The following is a 16,617-nucleotide window of genomic DNA, read 5'->3' on the forward strand; positions in this document are numbered from 1 at the left end:
CTATCGCTTATAAGTGGGACGAGCCGGCGCCGCCGGGGTCGAAAGAGGAGCTAGGGGTTGGTTGACGGTAGTAGGCGTGGTCAGCTCGTTTGCTACCGGGGCCGAGTTATCGGGGCGTACCATGATGGCAAAGAACTCGATAATGAAGCCAATGACCAGCAAAATCGGTCCGAGCGTGATACCCAAAAAGCCCTCTCCATACTCGGCCGAGTCGAGAGTCATGGTGATAAAGCCGATGGCAAGTACGGCCAAGCCGGCGAACATCAGCCGGTAGTTGCGCCGCCCAAAAGCAAAGCGCGGAGTTTGATCTTGGATCATGTAGGTTCTGGTTTAGAAGTCAGACTGATTCAGTTGAAATTCAATGAGTTCAGCTCCTGTTGAATTCAATAATTTAAGCTAGTACAAATCATCTAGCGACATGCGCAGGTATTTGCGCACGGCGCGGTAAGAACTGAAAAAGCCGATGACGCAACCTAGCACCAGCAGCGCACCGAACAAAATACCAATCAGCCGCTCGTCGCGCAGTACCCGGAGCTCATCCATTTGTAGGTAGGCATATTGCACCACCGCTAGCAAGGTGAGACTAGCGAGGATGCCGCTCACGAAGCCCTGCCAAGTAGCTCGGCGCAAAAAAGGCCGCTGAATGAAAAAGGAAGTGGCGCCTACCAGCTGCATGCTGCGAATCAGGAAGCGCTGCGAGTATAAAGCTAGGCGGATCGTGTTGTTGATCAGCACGACGACCACAATCGTCAACAGGGCCGCAAAGCCTAGTAGCACCAAGCTAACGCGCCGTAGGTTTTTGTTGACCGAGTCAATCAGGCTTTGAACGTAAGCTACATCATCAACCCCCGGTTCGGCGCGCAGCTCGTCGGTGATGCGGCGCATGTTAAGCGAGTCGGAATACTCTGCGTTGATGTTCAGAATGAACGCATCGTGCAGAGGGTTGTCGCCAAGCAGTTGGCGAAACTGGCTGTCGTCGGAGGGGCCAAGCAGCTCACGGGCCGCTTCTTCCTTGGAAAGAAAGCGCACTTGCGGTTGGTCGCCCTTATAAGCAATGTACTTTTTGCGGGCAAAATCTTGGTGCAAGCGTAGGAGCTGAGTTTCGGGAAGGTCGCGCTCCAGAAAAATTTGAACCTCAATGCTTTCCTTAACGACCGTCGAGAGCTTGTGCGCGTGGATTAGCAACAGCCCAAACAACCCGATGACCAGCAAGGCCAGCGTAATGCTGAACACTACCATCGTGTGCGGGTAGCTACCGAGCGTCTTCTTACGAATGGGTGAGCGTTGCAATTGGGCCATGGAAGGCAAAGGTCAGGTAACATTTACCATTTATCAATCAACCTGCGCATTTATTAAGTTACGAACTACGAAATAAATCGTAACTGCTTGATTGTGAAGATTGATAAATGTTAGCTGTTAAGTGATAACTAATTACATGATTGTCCGAGGGTCGTCGTCGATGTTCAGGACTTCACGGGCCCGGCGACGGGCAGCCTCGCGGCGGCGTAAGCGTTTGCGGGCAAAAAGCTCCTGAAACGAATCGAATTGCTGCGTATTCAGCAAGCTCAAGCCAGCGCGAGGTTGGTTGATCGTTTCGAGGTCACGGGGCGTAGTTTCGTAGCGCAGCTTTGCCCGAAACTTGCCATCAGCCTGCAAGTAGTATTCTAGGCTCAAATCGCCGAGCAAGCTAGCTTGTGTCGAAGTATTCGTTGTTGGGCCTAGGGTGCCGGAAGTATTAGAGCTGGAGCTGAAGCCACCTTCCCGTGTTACGCGCAGACGCCCATTCATGAAGCTGTAGCTCAACCGTACTTGCAACGCTTGCAGCTGTTCCGCTGTCAGGCCATTGATGTTAAAGTCGATTTCCAGGTTTTCGTCAATCTGCGACGTCAGCAAGCCTAGCTGCGACGAGACGATCTGGCCGAGGCTATTTTGAAGCTTGTTGTCTTGGCCTTGGAGGGAAAGCTGCGTAAACTGTCCCTGTGGCGAGAGCTGCTTAAATACGAGTAAGCTGAATACTTGACGGTTAAGCTCCTGCTCATCGTTGCGGAGAGCCGAAGTAAAAGCTACTAGGTCGCCCTCCAATGTAGAGGGCGCATCGTTGAATTCCAGACCTAGTTTGATGGTGGGGAGCAGGAGCGGCCCAGTCAGGTTCATTACGGCCGTTACGGGCACTACGGCGCCGTTGCTGGTACCCGTACCATTGGTGGAACCCTGAAACAACGGCGCCAGCGACGTACGCTGGGTATAAGTTGCCGTCACGTTCATCTCGCCGGCCAGCGGGTCGCCGTTCCAGGTAATCAAGCCGCCAGGGCGCACCACAAATTCCTTGTTCACAAGGCCTTGTAGCGTAAAGTTGTAGGCGCCCCGCACAATTTCCACTTGGCCAAACATGTTGAAGTCGCCGCGCGTGTCAATATTCAGCCTGAGCTGCCCTACGGCAGTTCCGCGGATGATGTCACCGGTACTTTCATCCAGCAGAATCTCCATGTAGGCGTCGGGCGTGACATCTAGGTTCATGTTCAGGCGAATACCCGACAGATCCACTTTCTGGGCGGCCGCAACGGGCACCTTCACCGTGGTTGTGGTGTCGTGAATATTATGGTTAACGAAACGAATGTAGCTAGCCTGCTGGGCCTTAGCGGCATTATCGAGTGGCAACGACAGACGCGTACCCGCTTCGCTTTTGGCATTCACCCGGATAAACAGGTTGTCAGCTGGCCCGCGCACCGTAGCGTCGCCCGTGGCAAATGCCTGCCCGAAGTATAGGTCATTATCGCGGCGGGTCGTGTTGAGCACCTGAAGCTTGCGGAAGCTGCCGCGCAAATCCAACCGCATGTCTTGGAAGCCTTTGTAATAGATGTTGCCATCCACGGAACCGAGGTTGCCGAACACGTCGCGCACTTTAATATCGCGCAAAGCAATGCCATCTTCCGCGAAGCGGATGCGGTCGGCGAAGGTGTAAGTGGTACCTAGGTAATTGAACGTGAGCCGGCCCGCTGTGACGTCTACATTCCCAACCAAATTCGGGGCTGAGAGCGGTCCGTACAGGTGGAGCATGCCCACGGCGGTGCCGCTCATGTCGCGGAACAGCGTGCGAAGCAACGGCTCTGCTAGCTTGATAGGAGCGTTGTCGAGCATGGCCGTCAGGTCGAGCGGGGCAGCTAGGCCGGGCGCGTAGAAACCCGTGACGCGCACCACGCGCTGCGCATCCCGCAGCACGTCAAGGTCTACCAGCAGGCGGTTGTTAGGTGTATCCCAGTCGCCCTTTCCCGTCACATTACCAATGAGAACATCATCAAACTTCAGCGAATCAACGCTCAGCGTATTATTAATCTCGAGCGTGTTGTAAATGCCGCTAACGGTGCCGTTCGCGTTTACCCGACCCTTGATGTTTTGGGTTGTAAGGGCGCTGAGCGTGGCTAGCTGAAAATCCTTCACGGTTAGCTGCAACTGCTTGGCAGGATCGGTCGAAATGAAGCCCTGGGCGCTCACACTTTGCGGTCCGTTGCTGATCGTCAGGTTTTTGATGTCGAGTTCTTTGCCCTTGCCCGAGATAACCACCGAGTTGTTGGGGGCGATAGTCCAGTGCTTATTTAGCAAGTCTAAACCTGACTCACGAAACACTACCTGAACGGCATTAGGCAAAAACGACAACGCCCCGTTGATGCTCGCTTTGTTGGCAGTACCGGTTTGAGCGAGGGAAGTAGAGAAGTTAATTCGCTCCTGGTCCCACACGCCTTCCACGTAAAAGCGCTCCGTGTTGCCTAGGCCCGGAATCACTTGCCGCTCAGAAGTAATGTTGGCTTGTGCCAGCACTTCGGGCTGGTTGGGCAGCTTCGAGGTGGTGAATTCGAACTCGTTGTTAACGGCCCGAATGCTGTCGTATTGAATGTTCTCAATGTGCCCACCCAGTGAGAAGATGGAAGTGGGAGCGTTGCGGAAAGAGCCGTCGATGTGGGTGAAATCGGAAATGCTGAGCTGCGGCATAAACAGATGCAGTACCGGATTGAAGCGCTTCAGATCAAGGTCGAGGTCAATCTGATATTCCGAAATAGCTTGCTGGCGCTTCCGCCGGTAATACTTAGCTATAGCCGCGTCATCGCTCTCGAAGTTAAGTTGGTACTCCGTTATCAGCGTTTGTACGTCTCGGATGACATTGGTGAGCCGGTAGTTGCCCGCCGCGTTTAGATTCAGAGCTTCTGAGCGTACCGTAAGCTGGCGCTGGTCGCCGGTGCGCTGGCTAACTACGTCGAACGTGTCGATAGGCACGGTACGGCCCTGGAAGCCTAACTCAGAATTGCGCAGCTGAACACGGCCCAGCAGCTCGTCGAGTTGTAATCCTGTGAAGTGCAAATCGGCGGTAGTAGCCACCGTGACGTGCTGATCCACCAGCCCCAAGGCGTGCAAATCGGCGCGGCGCACCTGGGCGCGCACGTCAAACGCTTGGTGCTTCTTGTTCAGGTCAACGCTGCCATCAGCGGTTACCTGCAAGCTAGGGTCATTGACGGAAAGCTTGCCCGCAAACGCCTGCTGCCGAAACTTGCCGTTGGTGCTCACGTTGTGGTAGCGGTAGCCGTTCAGCCAAATACTCTGCACCGTGGCGTTGGCCGTAAGGCGCGCGCCTTCGGGCGTGAAGCCCACGCCTTCTACCCGGCCGTTCATGGTGATGTCGCGAATCACATCTTCCTGACCTAGGAGCCGGCCTAGCTGAAACGCTTTGGTGGTTACCTGTCCTTCGTAGGTGGAGAAGCGCGGATCCGTTTTGAACTTGATGTTCACGTCCGACTTTACGTCGCCCAGCGCCGTGTTGAACTTGCCATTAGCAACGAAGTCGTTGTAGAAACCGAGGAATTGCCCTTGGAAACGCACCGTCCCCAAGCGTTGCACGTAAGGCCACCCCGACGCCGGAATGTAGCGGCGAATATCGCGCCCGTCGATTACCGAGGGTTGTAGCTGCATCTGCACGAAGCTAGCTTGCAAGTTGGGCAAGCCTTCTACGTTGATGTTGCCCACCACGTGCGTGTTCTTGCCATACCGCACGTCCAGGTTTTTCGTCGTGAAATTCTTCACAATGCCCTTGGCTTCGCCCGAAATCAGTACCGTCTCGTTCCAGTCTTCTACCTGTGGCGCAAACTTGGCAATGTCGTCGGAGTAGATCCGCGATGGACCTAGGTTGGCCACCACGCGCACCGAGTCGTTGAAGTCCGTGAAATTGAGAAAGTGCTTGTACTCGAAGCGGAGATAGTTGAGCAGCTGGCTGTTCTGTACTCGTAGGTTCAGGCCCTTGAACTCCCAAAATTTGCCCGCGTACGTCATGTCAGCCGTTAGCTCACGCAAGCGCGTTTGCGAGGGAATATCAATGGCGCGCAAGCCATTGACTAGGGCATGAATAGTATCACCCTTCAACCACAGCTGCGAAGCATCAGCGTACACACTATCGATGTACATGTGCGCGTAGTCCATGGCTTTGCCGTAGGTAGGCGCTTTGGGTTCGTCCTGCCGATCGAGCACAAAGCGGGCGTTGCGCAGGCCGATGCCTTCGATCTGAAAGTCGAACGGCTTGCTAGCTTTCTTCGTGGCGTCGGCGGGCCCAAGCAAGCGCTTCACGGCGCCAATAAACTCATCTAAGTTGGTTGAGTCGGGCTGACTGGCGTACGTCACCAAGTCGAAGCGGGGCTCCACCAGCGTCAGCTTGCCCACGTGCAAGTGGCTAGGATCGAAGATGGAGAAGAGCTTGATATCGGCGTCGGCGCGGCCGATGTTAAACAGTTCGTTGCCGCGTCGGTCGAGCACGCGCACACCTTCCAGCAGCACGCGCGTAAACGGCCGAATGTCAACCCGTGTCACAATGACTTGGTGCTTCAGCTTGTCGGTCAGGATAGCCGCTGCTTCGTGGGCTATTTTCGTCTGTACGCTAGGTATCCGTAATGCCAACAACGCCCCACCTATTGCAAGCAACACGAGCACCAACATGGTGAAGAGTACTCGGAGCGTGATGGAGATAAAACGAGGCACGGGCGGCAGAAAGTCAGGAATATAGTTACAAAGATGCGGACTTGTACGCAACCACAACGGTTTAGGCCGCGCCAAACCTGCGTGTATCCTAAACCTTAATTAGCGGCCGCATTGTTCAGATAGCAAAAGCAGGGGTTAGTTTACGACCTTTGCAAAAAAATAAGGTTGTAAATCAGTGGTTCGCGTTAGGCTTTGCAGGCTTTGTCAGCGTATTCACCGACAAAGGAACGCAAGGAGTACCTGGCAGACAGCTAACAACCAGTAATTAATAGCTTTTACCAAACGAATGTCTTCTCCAATTATTCTGGCAATCGAGTCGTCGTGCGATGATACCTCGGCCGCGGTGATGGTCGGGGGCGAAATCCGCGCTAACGTGGTGGCTACCCAACAGGTGCACGAGCAGTACGGGGGCGTAGTGCCCGAGTTAGCTTCGCGTGCTCATCAACAGCACCTGATTCCGGTGGTGCAGGAAGCCATGCGCCGCGCGAAGGTGTCGAAAGAAGAAATTGATGCCGTTGCTTTTACCCAGGGCCCTGGGTTGCTTGGTTCCTTGCTAGTGGGAGGCATGTTTGCCAAAACGTTTGCCTTGGCGCTGGGTAAGCCGCTGGTCGCCGTGAATCATATGCGGGCGCACATTTTGGCCCACTTTATCAAAGATCCTAAACCTAGCTTTCCGTTTCTGTGCCTCACGGTAAGTGGCGGCCATACCCAACTGGTGGTGGTGCGCAGCCCCATGCAAATGGAAATCATTGGGCAAACCATTGATGATGCCGCCGGTGAGGCCTTCGACAAAACGGCGAAGTTGCTCGGCCTGCCGTACCCCGGCGGTCCGCACCTCGATAAGCTAGCCCGCACAGGTAATCCGCTGCGCTTTCCTTTCCCGGTAGGGGCCATGGCGGGCTACGATTTCTCGTTCAGCGGCCTCAAAACAGCGGTGCTTTACTTTCTGCGCCAACAGACAGCCCAAGACGCAGCGTTCATCCAGAACAACCTAGCCGACCTCTGCGCCAGCATTCAGCACACCATCATCCAAACGCTACTGCGCCAGCTGACCCGGGCCGCCACCGATCAGGGGCTCACGCAGGTAGCGCTAGCAGGTGGCGTCGCCGCCAACTCGGGGCTGCGGGCTGCCTTACAGGACCTAGCAGTGGAAAAAGGATGGCAGGTGTTTATCCCTGACTTCGAATTTTGCACCGATAATGCGGCTATGGTGGCCATAACGGGCCATTTTCAATACGAAGCCGGCGATTTTGCCAGCCAACTCGTAAGCCCTGATCCACGCTTGAAATTAACCTAGCTTTCTGAAGCATTGAGTAGTAAAGATTGAGCGTTGAGATTACTGACGAAGGATTCTGACAGGAACTAGTCAACACTCAACCTTTACCACTCAACATTCAACACTTCAATCTGAAGAATGGCAAAAGATACTGCTCCCAAAAAAGTAAATATTCTCAACCGTCGGGCTAGCCACGAGTATGCTTTCTTGGCTAAATACGATGCAGGCATCATGCTGCAAGGCACTGAAATTAAAAGCATTCGGGACGGCAACGTCAACATGCAAGATGGTTTCTGCCTCTTTCATACTGATGGTAGTTTGTGGGTGCACAATCTTACCATTGCCAAGTACACCGAAGGAACCTACAACAACCACGAGCCCATGCGTGAGCGAAAACTGCTGCTCACCAAGCGCGAGCTGAAGCAGTTAGCTGGCAAGAACCAGGAGCAAGGTCTCACGATTGTGCCGCTGCGTATGTTCGTCAACGACCGCGGTTTTGCGAAATTGGAAATTGCCCTGGCCAAAGGCAAAAAGCTCTACGACAAGCGCGAAGACCTCAAAGCTAAAGATCAGAAGCGCGAAATGGACCGCGCCCGCGACTACTAAGCGTGCCTGAGTAGCTGAGTAATTGAGTACTATTGTTCAACTGACCTAGGCTCTACTCAGCCACTCGATGGTTTCCTTGAAATTACGCCGTTACTTATTTACCTATTTACTCTTTTGGAACACGGAATCTGCGCGTTGAGCGCTGTGCCAGTACGTGCTGAGCCGACCGACCGGGCCGAGCAAGTAACGGAGCTAGCTTTCGGTGAATGCTACAGTATTTTGCTCACTCAAGGCAATTGGTACCAAATTCGGGTGGCAGCCGATCAGTACGTAGGCTGGATATTCTACAATCAGCACCAGCCCGTCACGCCTAGCTATTTCGCCGCTTGGCAGGCCCAAGATCATCCGCGCAGCCTCGACTTGGTACAGATGGTGAGCGACGCTGCCGTGCGCATTCCCGTGACCCTAGGAGCGCGCTTGCCTTTTTTCGACGGTATGACGCTACGGGTAGGGGAGCAGCCGCTTTTCTACAACGGTGCGGCTACTAACCCCCAAAATGGCCACGGCCCACATGGTAACCCTGAGAAGCGGCTGGCTTTGTTGCTGAAGATGGGGCAACTCTTCCTGAAAGCTCCTTACCGCTGGGGTGGGAAGTCACTGCTCGGAATCGACTGCTCCGGGCTGATGCAGCAGCTTTATGGCTTAATTGGCTACCAGCTCCCCCGCGACGCTCGTCAGCAGATCGACCATGGCCGTGTCGTGCACTTCGTTTCGCAAACGCAGCCTGGCGACCTAGCTTTCTTCGACAATGCCGATGGCGCCATTGTGCACGTGGGCATGTTACTCGAGGATCAGCAAATTCTGCACGCCAGCGGCGAGGTGCGCATTGACCCACTCGACCACAACGGTATTTACAATCGGCAGCGTCAGAAGTACACACACAAGCTGCGCCTCATCAAACGCGTATTACCGGAATAGTACCGAAACTAAGACGAATTGCCTATTGTTAATACGCTTAGAATCACCTAGCTTTCCGCTAGACCAGATTCTACCTGACCGAGCGTATGGACCAAAAAGTTCTTGTTTTGAATGGCGACTACACTGCCATTACGCTGTGCAGTGTGCAGAAAGCTTTTGTGCTGCTTTTTCTCGACAAAGCCGAGATGATTGCGAAGTCAGAGCACGGGGCGTTGCGCACCATCAGCCAAGCGTATCCTAAGCCTAGCATCATCCGGTTGCAACGCTACGTGCGGGTGCCTTACAAAGGCATTGCCCTGAGCCGCCACAACATTATGAAGCGCGACCATTTTGAGTGCCAATATTGCGGCTCCACCAAAAATCTGACGTTGGACCACGTGCTGCCCCGTTCCCGCGGGGGCGAATCGTCGTGGACGAACTTGCTTACGGCTTGCGCCCGTTGCAACCACGCCAAGGGACATCGAACCCCGCACGAAGCTGGCCTCACCATTCGCCAGCAGCCTAAAAAACCTACGTTGTCCGGTTTTCTTAAACTTAGTGCTGGCACCATCGACCAAAATTGGCATGACTATCTAAACTAAAAAAGCCACCCCGCAGGGTGGCTTTTTCTATAACCGGTAGTCTGGCTACTGATTAGTAAGCGGAGCTAGCCGTCGTAACGTTCACAGGTTGCCCAATGAAAGCGAGCAGATCCTGATTCAGGCGGTCCTTCTCTGTCACGTTCAGACCGTGCGGCGCACCGTCGTATTCGAGGTACTGGGCTTGGGGCAGGAGTTGCGCCGTTTGCTCGCCCCCCGTTTCGATGGGCACAATCTTGTCGCTCGTGCCATGAATGATGAGAGCTGGCACCTTCACGGAAGCTAGGTCTTGGCGGAAATCCGTGGAAGCAAAAGCGTAGATGCAATCTACGGTTGCTTTGGGTGTGGCTTGCAGGGCAATGCTCTGCGTCCAGTCGAGGGTAGCTTGGCTTACCGAATGATCGAGCAAGCCTACGCCAAAGAACTTTTTGCCAAAGTCAGCAAGGAACTCAGCGCGGTCTTTCTTTACGCCTTCGATCATTTCATCGAAGGTCGATTTATCGACGCCGCTGGGGTTGTCGTCAGTCTTCAGCATGAAAGGCGTTACGGCGCTCACGAAGGCTACCTTTGCTACCCGTGCGCCGTTGTGGCGGCTCATGTAGCGTGCAATTTCGCCACCACCCATCGAGAAGCCTACTAAGGTCACGTTCTGAAGGTCTAGCTCATCGAGCACGGCTTTCAGGTCGTCGGCGAATGTATCGTAATCGTACCCATCCCACGGCTTCGAGGATTTGCCAAACCCACGACGGTCGTAAGCAATAACGCGCAGTCCCTGCTGGGGAAGTTCTAATAGTTGATGCTCCCACGATTGACTATCGAGCGGCCAACCATGGATAAGTACTACTGGATTGCCTTGACCTAGGTCTTGGTAGAATAGCTCGATGGAGTGGCCCTGGGAGTCGGTGCCAGCTTTGATAAAGTTCATGGTAGGTGTATGAGGGATGAGAGAGCAGCGTATGCTGTGTCTTTGCTGCATACTACTTTTCAACTGTTGAGTTGTCTCACCTAGTAGCGTTGGAGCGTATCCTAGGAGTCGTCGTTCTGCTAAACCTTATACTTAAATCGGTGAACTCGGAAAAATACCGGATGAGCTTTTGATTGCTGCCAAAATTATACACACCATTAATCGACTAGCAGCAACTGAGCAAGTTAAGTGGCCTAAGAAGCTTCTGGTGCTAGTTTATGAAGCACGTCTTGAGTAGGAATTTTTCTTAACTGAATCAAAGCTGAGCCACAAGGGTTGAGTTGAGGCCTACCTTTGCTGGTAGTTCACGTAACACACCCTGATGTCAATTCCTAAATTTGCGGCTTCGCGCTCCTTCCACACGGAGCTGAAAGCCAGAATCAACAATTACTTCGCCGAGGCGGGTAAGTCCACAACAGGAGATACTAGCTTGTTTATTAAAGCCATTCTCCTCACTACTGCTTTCGCGGCCCTTTATGTACATCTGGTTTTTCTGACGCCTCCTACATGGTTGGCAATTGCTGAGTGTGCGTTGCTAGGTTTTATCGGCGCGGCTATCGGCTTCAATGTGATGCACGATGGCGCGCACGGCAGCTTCAGCAAATCAAGGTGGATCAATCAGTTTGCGGCCTTTACTTTGAACGTAATGGGCGGCAACAGCTTCATGTGGAACATGAAGCACAACCTCATTCACCACATGTACACCAACGTGGATGGGGTCGACGATGATATTGATGCGCAGCCTTGGTTGCGCCTGAGCAGCACGCAGCCTCGTTATAAGCTGCACCGCTTTCAGCACCTCTATTTCTGGTTTTTCTACGCCCTGCTCTTCATCGCCTGGATCTTCTTCATGGATTATCAGAAGTACTTCAAGGGCAAGATTGGCGCCATGCCGATTAAGAAGATGACCGCCGCTGATGAGTCAGTTTTCTGGGGTTTTAAAGCGCTGCACCTAGGTCTCTTTGTAGCACTTCCCATATACATGGTTGGCTTTGTGAGCTGGTTAGTGGGGTTCCTGGTGTTTATGGCCGTGGCAGGCTTCACGCTCAGCATTGTGTTTCAGCTGGCCCATACTGTTGAGCACACCGCTTTCCCAATGCCTGACGAAATTACGCACAAGCTCGAAGACGAGTGGGCCATTCACCAGATCCGGACCACCGCCAACTTCGCTACTGACAACAAGGTAATTAGTTGGCTGGTAGGTGGTCTGAATTTCCAGGTTGAGCACCACCTGTTCCCAACGATTTCGCATGTGCACTATCCGGCGCTGAATAAAATCATCAAACAGGCTTGCGCTGAGTTTGGCGTTGAATATAACGAGTATCCCAAGATGCGCTATGCTGTAGCCTCGCATGTAGCTTATTTGCGTGAGATGGGACGGAAATAGCGTTGCTAATAACACATTAAAAAGGCTTCCTCACGAATGAGGAAGCCTTTTTTAGTTCATACAAAATACAATCGCTAGTTCTGCACTATCAGCCTGTTAGTAGCTATTTCAGTAGATGGAATTGGCCATACATATTTAGGGCTACCTGGAGGCACAGCACTAACTGTTCCTTTACCCGGAATGGTAGCATTGAGACGCATGATGTCAAAGTTGCGGATGCCTTCACCTAGAAACTCTATGCGTCTCTCCAGCAAAATATTGTCTACTGTTGCTTGTGTGTAAGCAGTCCCATTAGAACGCGTACGCACGGCGTTCAGCAGAGCTACGGCCTGCGGGTCGCTCACACCAATTACACGGGAGCGAGCTTCGGCTAGATTCAACAATACCTCTGCATAGCGGATAACAGGTGCTGGATCCAAGAATGGAGTAGGGCTGGAGTATTTCTTGAGATAAGAAGCTCCATTGTACACAGTAACCCAATTGACCCGTCGAGAGTCGTTAGCTGCCCAACCTGGATTAGCCAGTATGCCGCTAGCATTTAGATAGAACTCTCCAGTGCCACCTGCTGATTGTGGTAAGTTAGGTAGGAAGTAGTTGCCTAGCTGGTTCTGCGTACCAGGTGTATTTTGCGCCGTGAAAGGAAAGCTCAAGATGCTTTCAGTAGTTGTCTGCGCAGGAAACACGTTGGTTACAGAAGCACTCAGCGCGTGAGGAACGCCCGTCGTAGCCGTGAAAGGTGCTGTTTTTGACACAATCTTGTCAGCTTCCGTGATAACATCCTGATAACGGCCCATTGATAGATACACTCGCGTTTTTAGCGCAATAGCTGTATTGCGGTGTGCTCTGGTACTTGGGGCTATGCTAGTCGGGTAAGTAAGGGGAAGGTTATCCTCGGCATATTTTAGATCTTCCAGAATCTGTGTATACACTTCGGCTACTGTGCTCCGTGCTAAGTCGTTACCAGGTAATGAAGCTTCCGCTTTCAAGCGTAGGGGTAGTCCAGGATTGTTCCCGTTATTATCCGCGTAAGGCTTGGCGTACAACTGGAGCAATGCGTAGTAGCTCAACGCTCGTAGAAACCTAGCTTCTGCCTTGTATTGATTGGCCGTCGTGGTAGCGTAATCTGCTGGGAAGGTAGGAGCTACGAATTTAGCCGAATTAGCGTCCATTCCATCCAAAAACACGTTGATCTGGTTGATGGCGTTGTAGGCATACTCCCACGTGTTGATAACGTCATTTTGCGACGTTTCAGTTAGCGTGTGGTTCCAAACCTGAAGAGCCGTGATGGCATTAGAGGTGCGGTTGATAAAGTCATCTGCCCGAACGTCCCCATATACTTGGTAACGACCACCATAAAAGTTACCATTCTTAATGGCGGCATATAGGCCATTGACTTGTAGACTAATCCGGGTAGGTGTGTCAAATACAACCAGATTAGAAAAAATAGTGGTTGGTTGTGGATCCAGTAAATCGGTCTGACAGGAAACGGCTCCTATGGTCAAGAGCGCTGAACACACTGCTACTGTAACCTTGTTTTTTATCGCTATTTTCATTAGAAAGCTGCTTTTAGAAACCAATATTGAACCCAGCTGTGAACGTTCTGGCTTGTCCAACCGAGTTGCGGTCTACGCCTGCTCCGGTGTTACTGCTAGCACCGCTCGCATTCGACGAAATCTCCGGGTCGATGCCTTTGTATTTGGTCAACAAAGCGGCGTTCTGAACCTGCACGTACAGTCGAGCGCTGGCAATACCTAGCCGTTTTGTGACTGGCGAGGCCAGCGTATAGCCGAGGGCCACGTTGCGCAAACGAACAAAATCACCCTTTTCTACATTCGACGACATAACCAAGGCCGAACCATTAGAAACGTTGTCGCCATATACCACACGAGGCCATTTAGCATTAGTGTGTTCTGGAGTCCAACGGTCTAGAATGTCCACATCGTTGTTCCAGTAGCGTTGGTCGTGCAAACCAGCTTTGGTGCCGTTGTAGATGTAGTTGCCACCCGAGTACTGGATGAAGATACCTAGGTCGAAATTCTTGTAAGTAAAGGTGTTATCGAAGCCACCATACCATTTAGGCAGTACATTGTAGTACTCGCCATCTGCTAGTTGCGTAGGAGCGGTAGTGCTCTTTCCATCTAAGGTTGTCCACCCCGTGCCTAAGTGGCTGTACTGTACGGGGACAATCGTAGTGCTGCCATCAGCACCCACTACTTTTTTAGCAATCATCCGTTGTCCATTCTCCGGATTTACTCCCAGAGAAGTTACAGCTAAGATGGAGCCTATTGGTCTGCCTGCCACTGTGTAGTTAACGGTTTCGGAGCCTGAAGTAGCAGTACCAAGACGTTGGCCTTCTGTAGCTAATACTAGTACCTTATTCTTCAGCGTAGTTACGTTGCCGCTTACTGTCCAAGTGAAGCTTTTTTTCTGAATTGCATTGTAGCGAAGGTTGAACTCAACACCCGAATTGCGCATCGAACCTACGTTAGCCTGAATGTAGTTAGCATTGGTTACACCTGGGAAAGGGACCCCCCGCGAAGGTGCCAACGGCACGTTCAGGATGAGGTCGTCAATGGTAGTGCGGTAGTAGGAGAAATCACCCTGAATTCGGTCCTGCAGCAAACCAAAGGACAAACCAACATCAGTTTTTTTGCTGCTCTCCCAGGTTAGGTCTGGGTTGCCAGCGCCGTTAAATGTTAGCGTAGCAGCACTAGCATAGAGGCCTGATGAATAAGAGCGTAAAAAACCATAGTCTTCAACGCCTTGAATGTTACCTACTTCGCCATAGCTGCCAGTGAACTTCAGGAAGCTAATAGGAGTCAACACAGAAGAGTTTTTCCAAAAATTCTCTTCCGAAATGATGTAGCCAGCTCCAACTCCGTAGAAATTACCCCATTTCTTGGCAAAAGCAGAGTAGCCATCACGCCGAGCGTTGAAGGAAACCAGATACTTTTTAGCAAAGTCGTAGGTTAAACGCCCGAAATAGGATACTAGATAGTTATCACTTTGCAAATTGCCTGCTACTGCAATATTGGTAAAGTTACCTTGGTAGGAGTCGAACAGGTTATCAGCTGCTTGAGTACGGTTAGCACCCCAACGCTGGATTTCGGTACGTTGCTGCTCACCGCCAACCAAGAGTGAAATGTTGTGATTCTCAGCAATAGTGCGGTCGTATTGCGCCGTGTTTTGCCAGTTCCAACGTTTGTTGGTGCGGTAATAGTTGGTTGCTGAGCCACCTGTACCAAAGCCGTCACCACCAAGAGCCGTTTGAAAGGATTTATCCTCAAAACCAACATTATTGATACCGAAGCTCGTACGGATATTCAACCCCCTTAGGATTTCCCAGTTGGCGTAAACACTACCTTGAATCTCGTTGCTTTCCGATGTGTACGTGTTGTACATCAGATCAACTACTGGGTTATAGTAAGTAGGTCCTAAAGCTGTTGTTGGAGGGGTAGGATTGATGTTAGCACCCGAGCCGACATAGGCACCACTGATGTTAGGAGTACCATCAGCGTTGTAGGCCGCAATGTTAGGCGGCAACACTAGTGGCGCGCGACCTAATCCGGCAATGCCGAAAGCTGAACCGCTTAGCGAGCCAGAGTTTGGAGCGGAGTTGTAGTTGTTAGAGTAAGCTACACGGGTACCTATTGTGAAGTTCTTATAAACCTTATGATCAACATTCAGGCGTGCTGATGCCCGCTTAAATTGGTTGTTCTCCAGCATACCCTTCTGGTTGGTATAGCCTACAGACGCATAGAAGTTAGTTTTCTCAGTGCCACCAGAGAAGCTTACGTTGTTGGATGTAGAGAAGCCTGTCCGATAGATATAGTCATACCAACGGGTATCTACTAAGCTGCCGTCAGGATTGTAAGAGGGTAGAAAGCCTTCTATGTTAGGAACGAAGGTGGTGCCAGTAGGAGTAACAGCCCGACGATTTTCGTTTAGGTTACGAACAGCTTCGTTCTTGATGTTCATGTAATCCTGTGCGCCCAAAAGATTATAAAGGCGCACGGGTTTTGTCCAACCTGCCCAAGAATCCAATGTAACGCGACTCTGGCCTTTTTTACCTTTCTTAGTAGTAACCAGAATAACCCCGTTAGATGCACGAGAGCCGTAGATAGCAGCTGAAGCAGCATCCTTCAGTACTTCAATACTTTCAATGTCATTGGGGTTGACGTTGCTAAGTGGATTGTTTGGGGCATTAGTAGCAGAGTTGTCGCCGCTGTAAGCTGGAATACCATCAATGACGTACAAAGGCGAGGAGCTTAGGCTAACAGAGTTCACCCCGCGAATGCGAACGACTGGAGGATTGTTTAGCACGCCATTTGGAGTCGTGATGTTGACGCCTGGCGCCCGACCTTGTAAAGCTTGCTCAAAGCTCTGCACAGGCTTTTGAGCAATATCTGCTCCACTGACTGTAGAAATCGTGCCTGTTAGTTCACGTCGTGATACAGTAGCGCCATAACCAACTACCACAACTTCATCCAATCCTGTTGTGCTGGCGGCCAGTGCAACATTGATCGTAGACTCATTGCCAATAGTAACTGTCTTAGACTCGTATCCGATGGATGAGTAAACCAAGCTTGTAGCCGAAGCAGGTACCTCTAGAGAGTAGACTCCTTCCGCATTAGTGGAAGCGCCAACAGAAGTGCCTTTTACTACCACCGTAACACCGGGTAAGCCTCCTCCGTCAGGGCCTGTTACCTTCCCAGAAACAGCGCGTCCCTGAGCTCTTAATTCATGGCCCGCCAGTGCAAGGATTGTAAACAGGCAGAGCAGTAGAATTTTCCTCATCTGTTAGAATTTGGTTGATTGAAAAATATTCAAAGAATATAACGAATAAAGTACATCTGTTCAAGTATAACAAACA

11 protein-coding genes are annotated in these 16,617 nt (G+C 51.8%); 5 read left to right on the forward strand and 6 right to left on the reverse strand.

The window, feature by feature from the left end:
* From SD425_RS06230 to SD425_RS06240, 3 genes are all read right to left on the reverse strand, one after another.
* Positions 1-318 carry a DUF3098 domain-containing protein gene (locus SD425_RS06230; RefSeq protein WP_324676532.1) on the reverse strand — a complete coding sequence of 106 codons (318 nt, stop codon included), beginning with the start codon at positions 316-318 and terminating at the stop codon, positions 1-3.
* A gap of 78 nt (positions 319-396) precedes the next feature.
* Entirely contained in the window at positions 397-1,299 is a 903-nt protein-coding gene (locus tag SD425_RS06235; protein WP_324676534.1) for a cell division protein FtsX, read from the reverse strand.
* Positions 1,300-1,431: 132 nt separating this feature from the next.
* Positions 1,432-6,015 (reverse strand): translocation/assembly module TamB domain-containing protein, encoded by a 4,584-nt coding sequence (locus SD425_RS06240; protein ID WP_324676536.1) that lies wholly within the window; start codon positions 6,013-6,015, stop codon positions 1,432-1,434.
* Positions 6,016-6,301: 286 nt separating this feature from the next.
* On the opposite strand from SD425_RS06240, the gene tsaD reads away from it, so the two are divergent.
* The 4 genes from tsaD to SD425_RS06260 all read left to right on the forward strand — a co-directional run bounded on the left by tsaD (position 6,302) and on the right by SD425_RS06260 (position 9,396).
* Entirely contained in the window at positions 6,302-7,312 is a 1,011-nt protein-coding gene (gene tsaD / locus SD425_RS06245) for a tRNA (adenosine(37)-N6)-threonylcarbamoyltransferase complex transferase subunit TsaD (protein WP_324676538.1), read from the forward strand.
* 117 nt (positions 7,313-7,429) lie between these two features.
* Positions 7,430-7,897, forward strand: a complete 468-nt coding sequence (gene smpB, locus SD425_RS06250; protein ID WP_324676540.1) for an SsrA-binding protein SmpB — start codon at positions 7,430-7,432, stop codon at positions 7,895-7,897.
* A gap of 114 nt (positions 7,898-8,011) precedes the next feature.
* Positions 8,012-8,815 (forward strand): C40 family peptidase, encoded by an 804-nt coding sequence (locus SD425_RS06255; RefSeq protein WP_324676542.1) that lies wholly within the window; start codon positions 8,012-8,014, stop codon positions 8,813-8,815.
* A gap of 86 nt (positions 8,816-8,901) precedes the next feature.
* A complete protein-coding gene (locus tag SD425_RS06260; RefSeq protein WP_324676544.1) occupies positions 8,902-9,396 on the forward strand; it encodes an HNH endonuclease in 495 nt (164 codons plus the stop codon).
* A gap of 52 nt (positions 9,397-9,448) precedes the next feature.
* Here the strand turns inward: SD425_RS06260 and SD425_RS06265 are convergent, their stop codons facing one another.
* Positions 9,449-10,318 carry an alpha/beta hydrolase gene (locus tag SD425_RS06265; protein WP_324676546.1) on the reverse strand — a complete coding sequence of 290 codons (870 nt, stop codon included), beginning with the start codon at positions 10,316-10,318 and terminating at the stop codon, positions 9,449-9,451.
* A 361-nt stretch (positions 10,319-10,679) separates the two neighbouring features.
* Between SD425_RS06265 and SD425_RS06270 the strand changes: the two genes are divergently transcribed.
* Positions 10,680-11,744, forward strand: a complete 1,065-nt coding sequence (locus tag SD425_RS06270; RefSeq protein ID WP_324676548.1) for an acyl-CoA desaturase — start codon at positions 10,680-10,682, stop codon at positions 11,742-11,744.
* Between the two features lie 74 nt (positions 11,745-11,818).
* Here the strand turns inward: SD425_RS06270 and SD425_RS06275 are convergent, their stop codons facing one another.
* Together SD425_RS06275 and SD425_RS06280 are read right to left on the reverse strand one after the other, a co-directional pair.
* Positions 11,819-13,246 (reverse strand): RagB/SusD family nutrient uptake outer membrane protein, encoded by a 1,428-nt coding sequence (locus SD425_RS06275; RefSeq protein ID WP_324676550.1) that lies wholly within the window; start codon positions 13,244-13,246, stop codon positions 11,819-11,821.
* Between the two features lie 64 nt (positions 13,247-13,310).
* Positions 13,311-16,541: a TonB-dependent receptor gene (locus SD425_RS06280; protein WP_324676552.1), complete on the reverse strand. Its 3,231-nt coding sequence runs from the start codon at positions 16,539-16,541 to the stop codon at positions 13,311-13,313.
* Between the last annotated feature and the right edge of the window lie 76 nt (positions 16,542-16,617).

It is taken from the genome of Hymenobacter sp. GOD-10R, from assembly GCF_035609205.1.
Lineage (GTDB): Bacteria > Bacteroidota > Bacteroidia > Cytophagales > Hymenobacteraceae > Hymenobacter.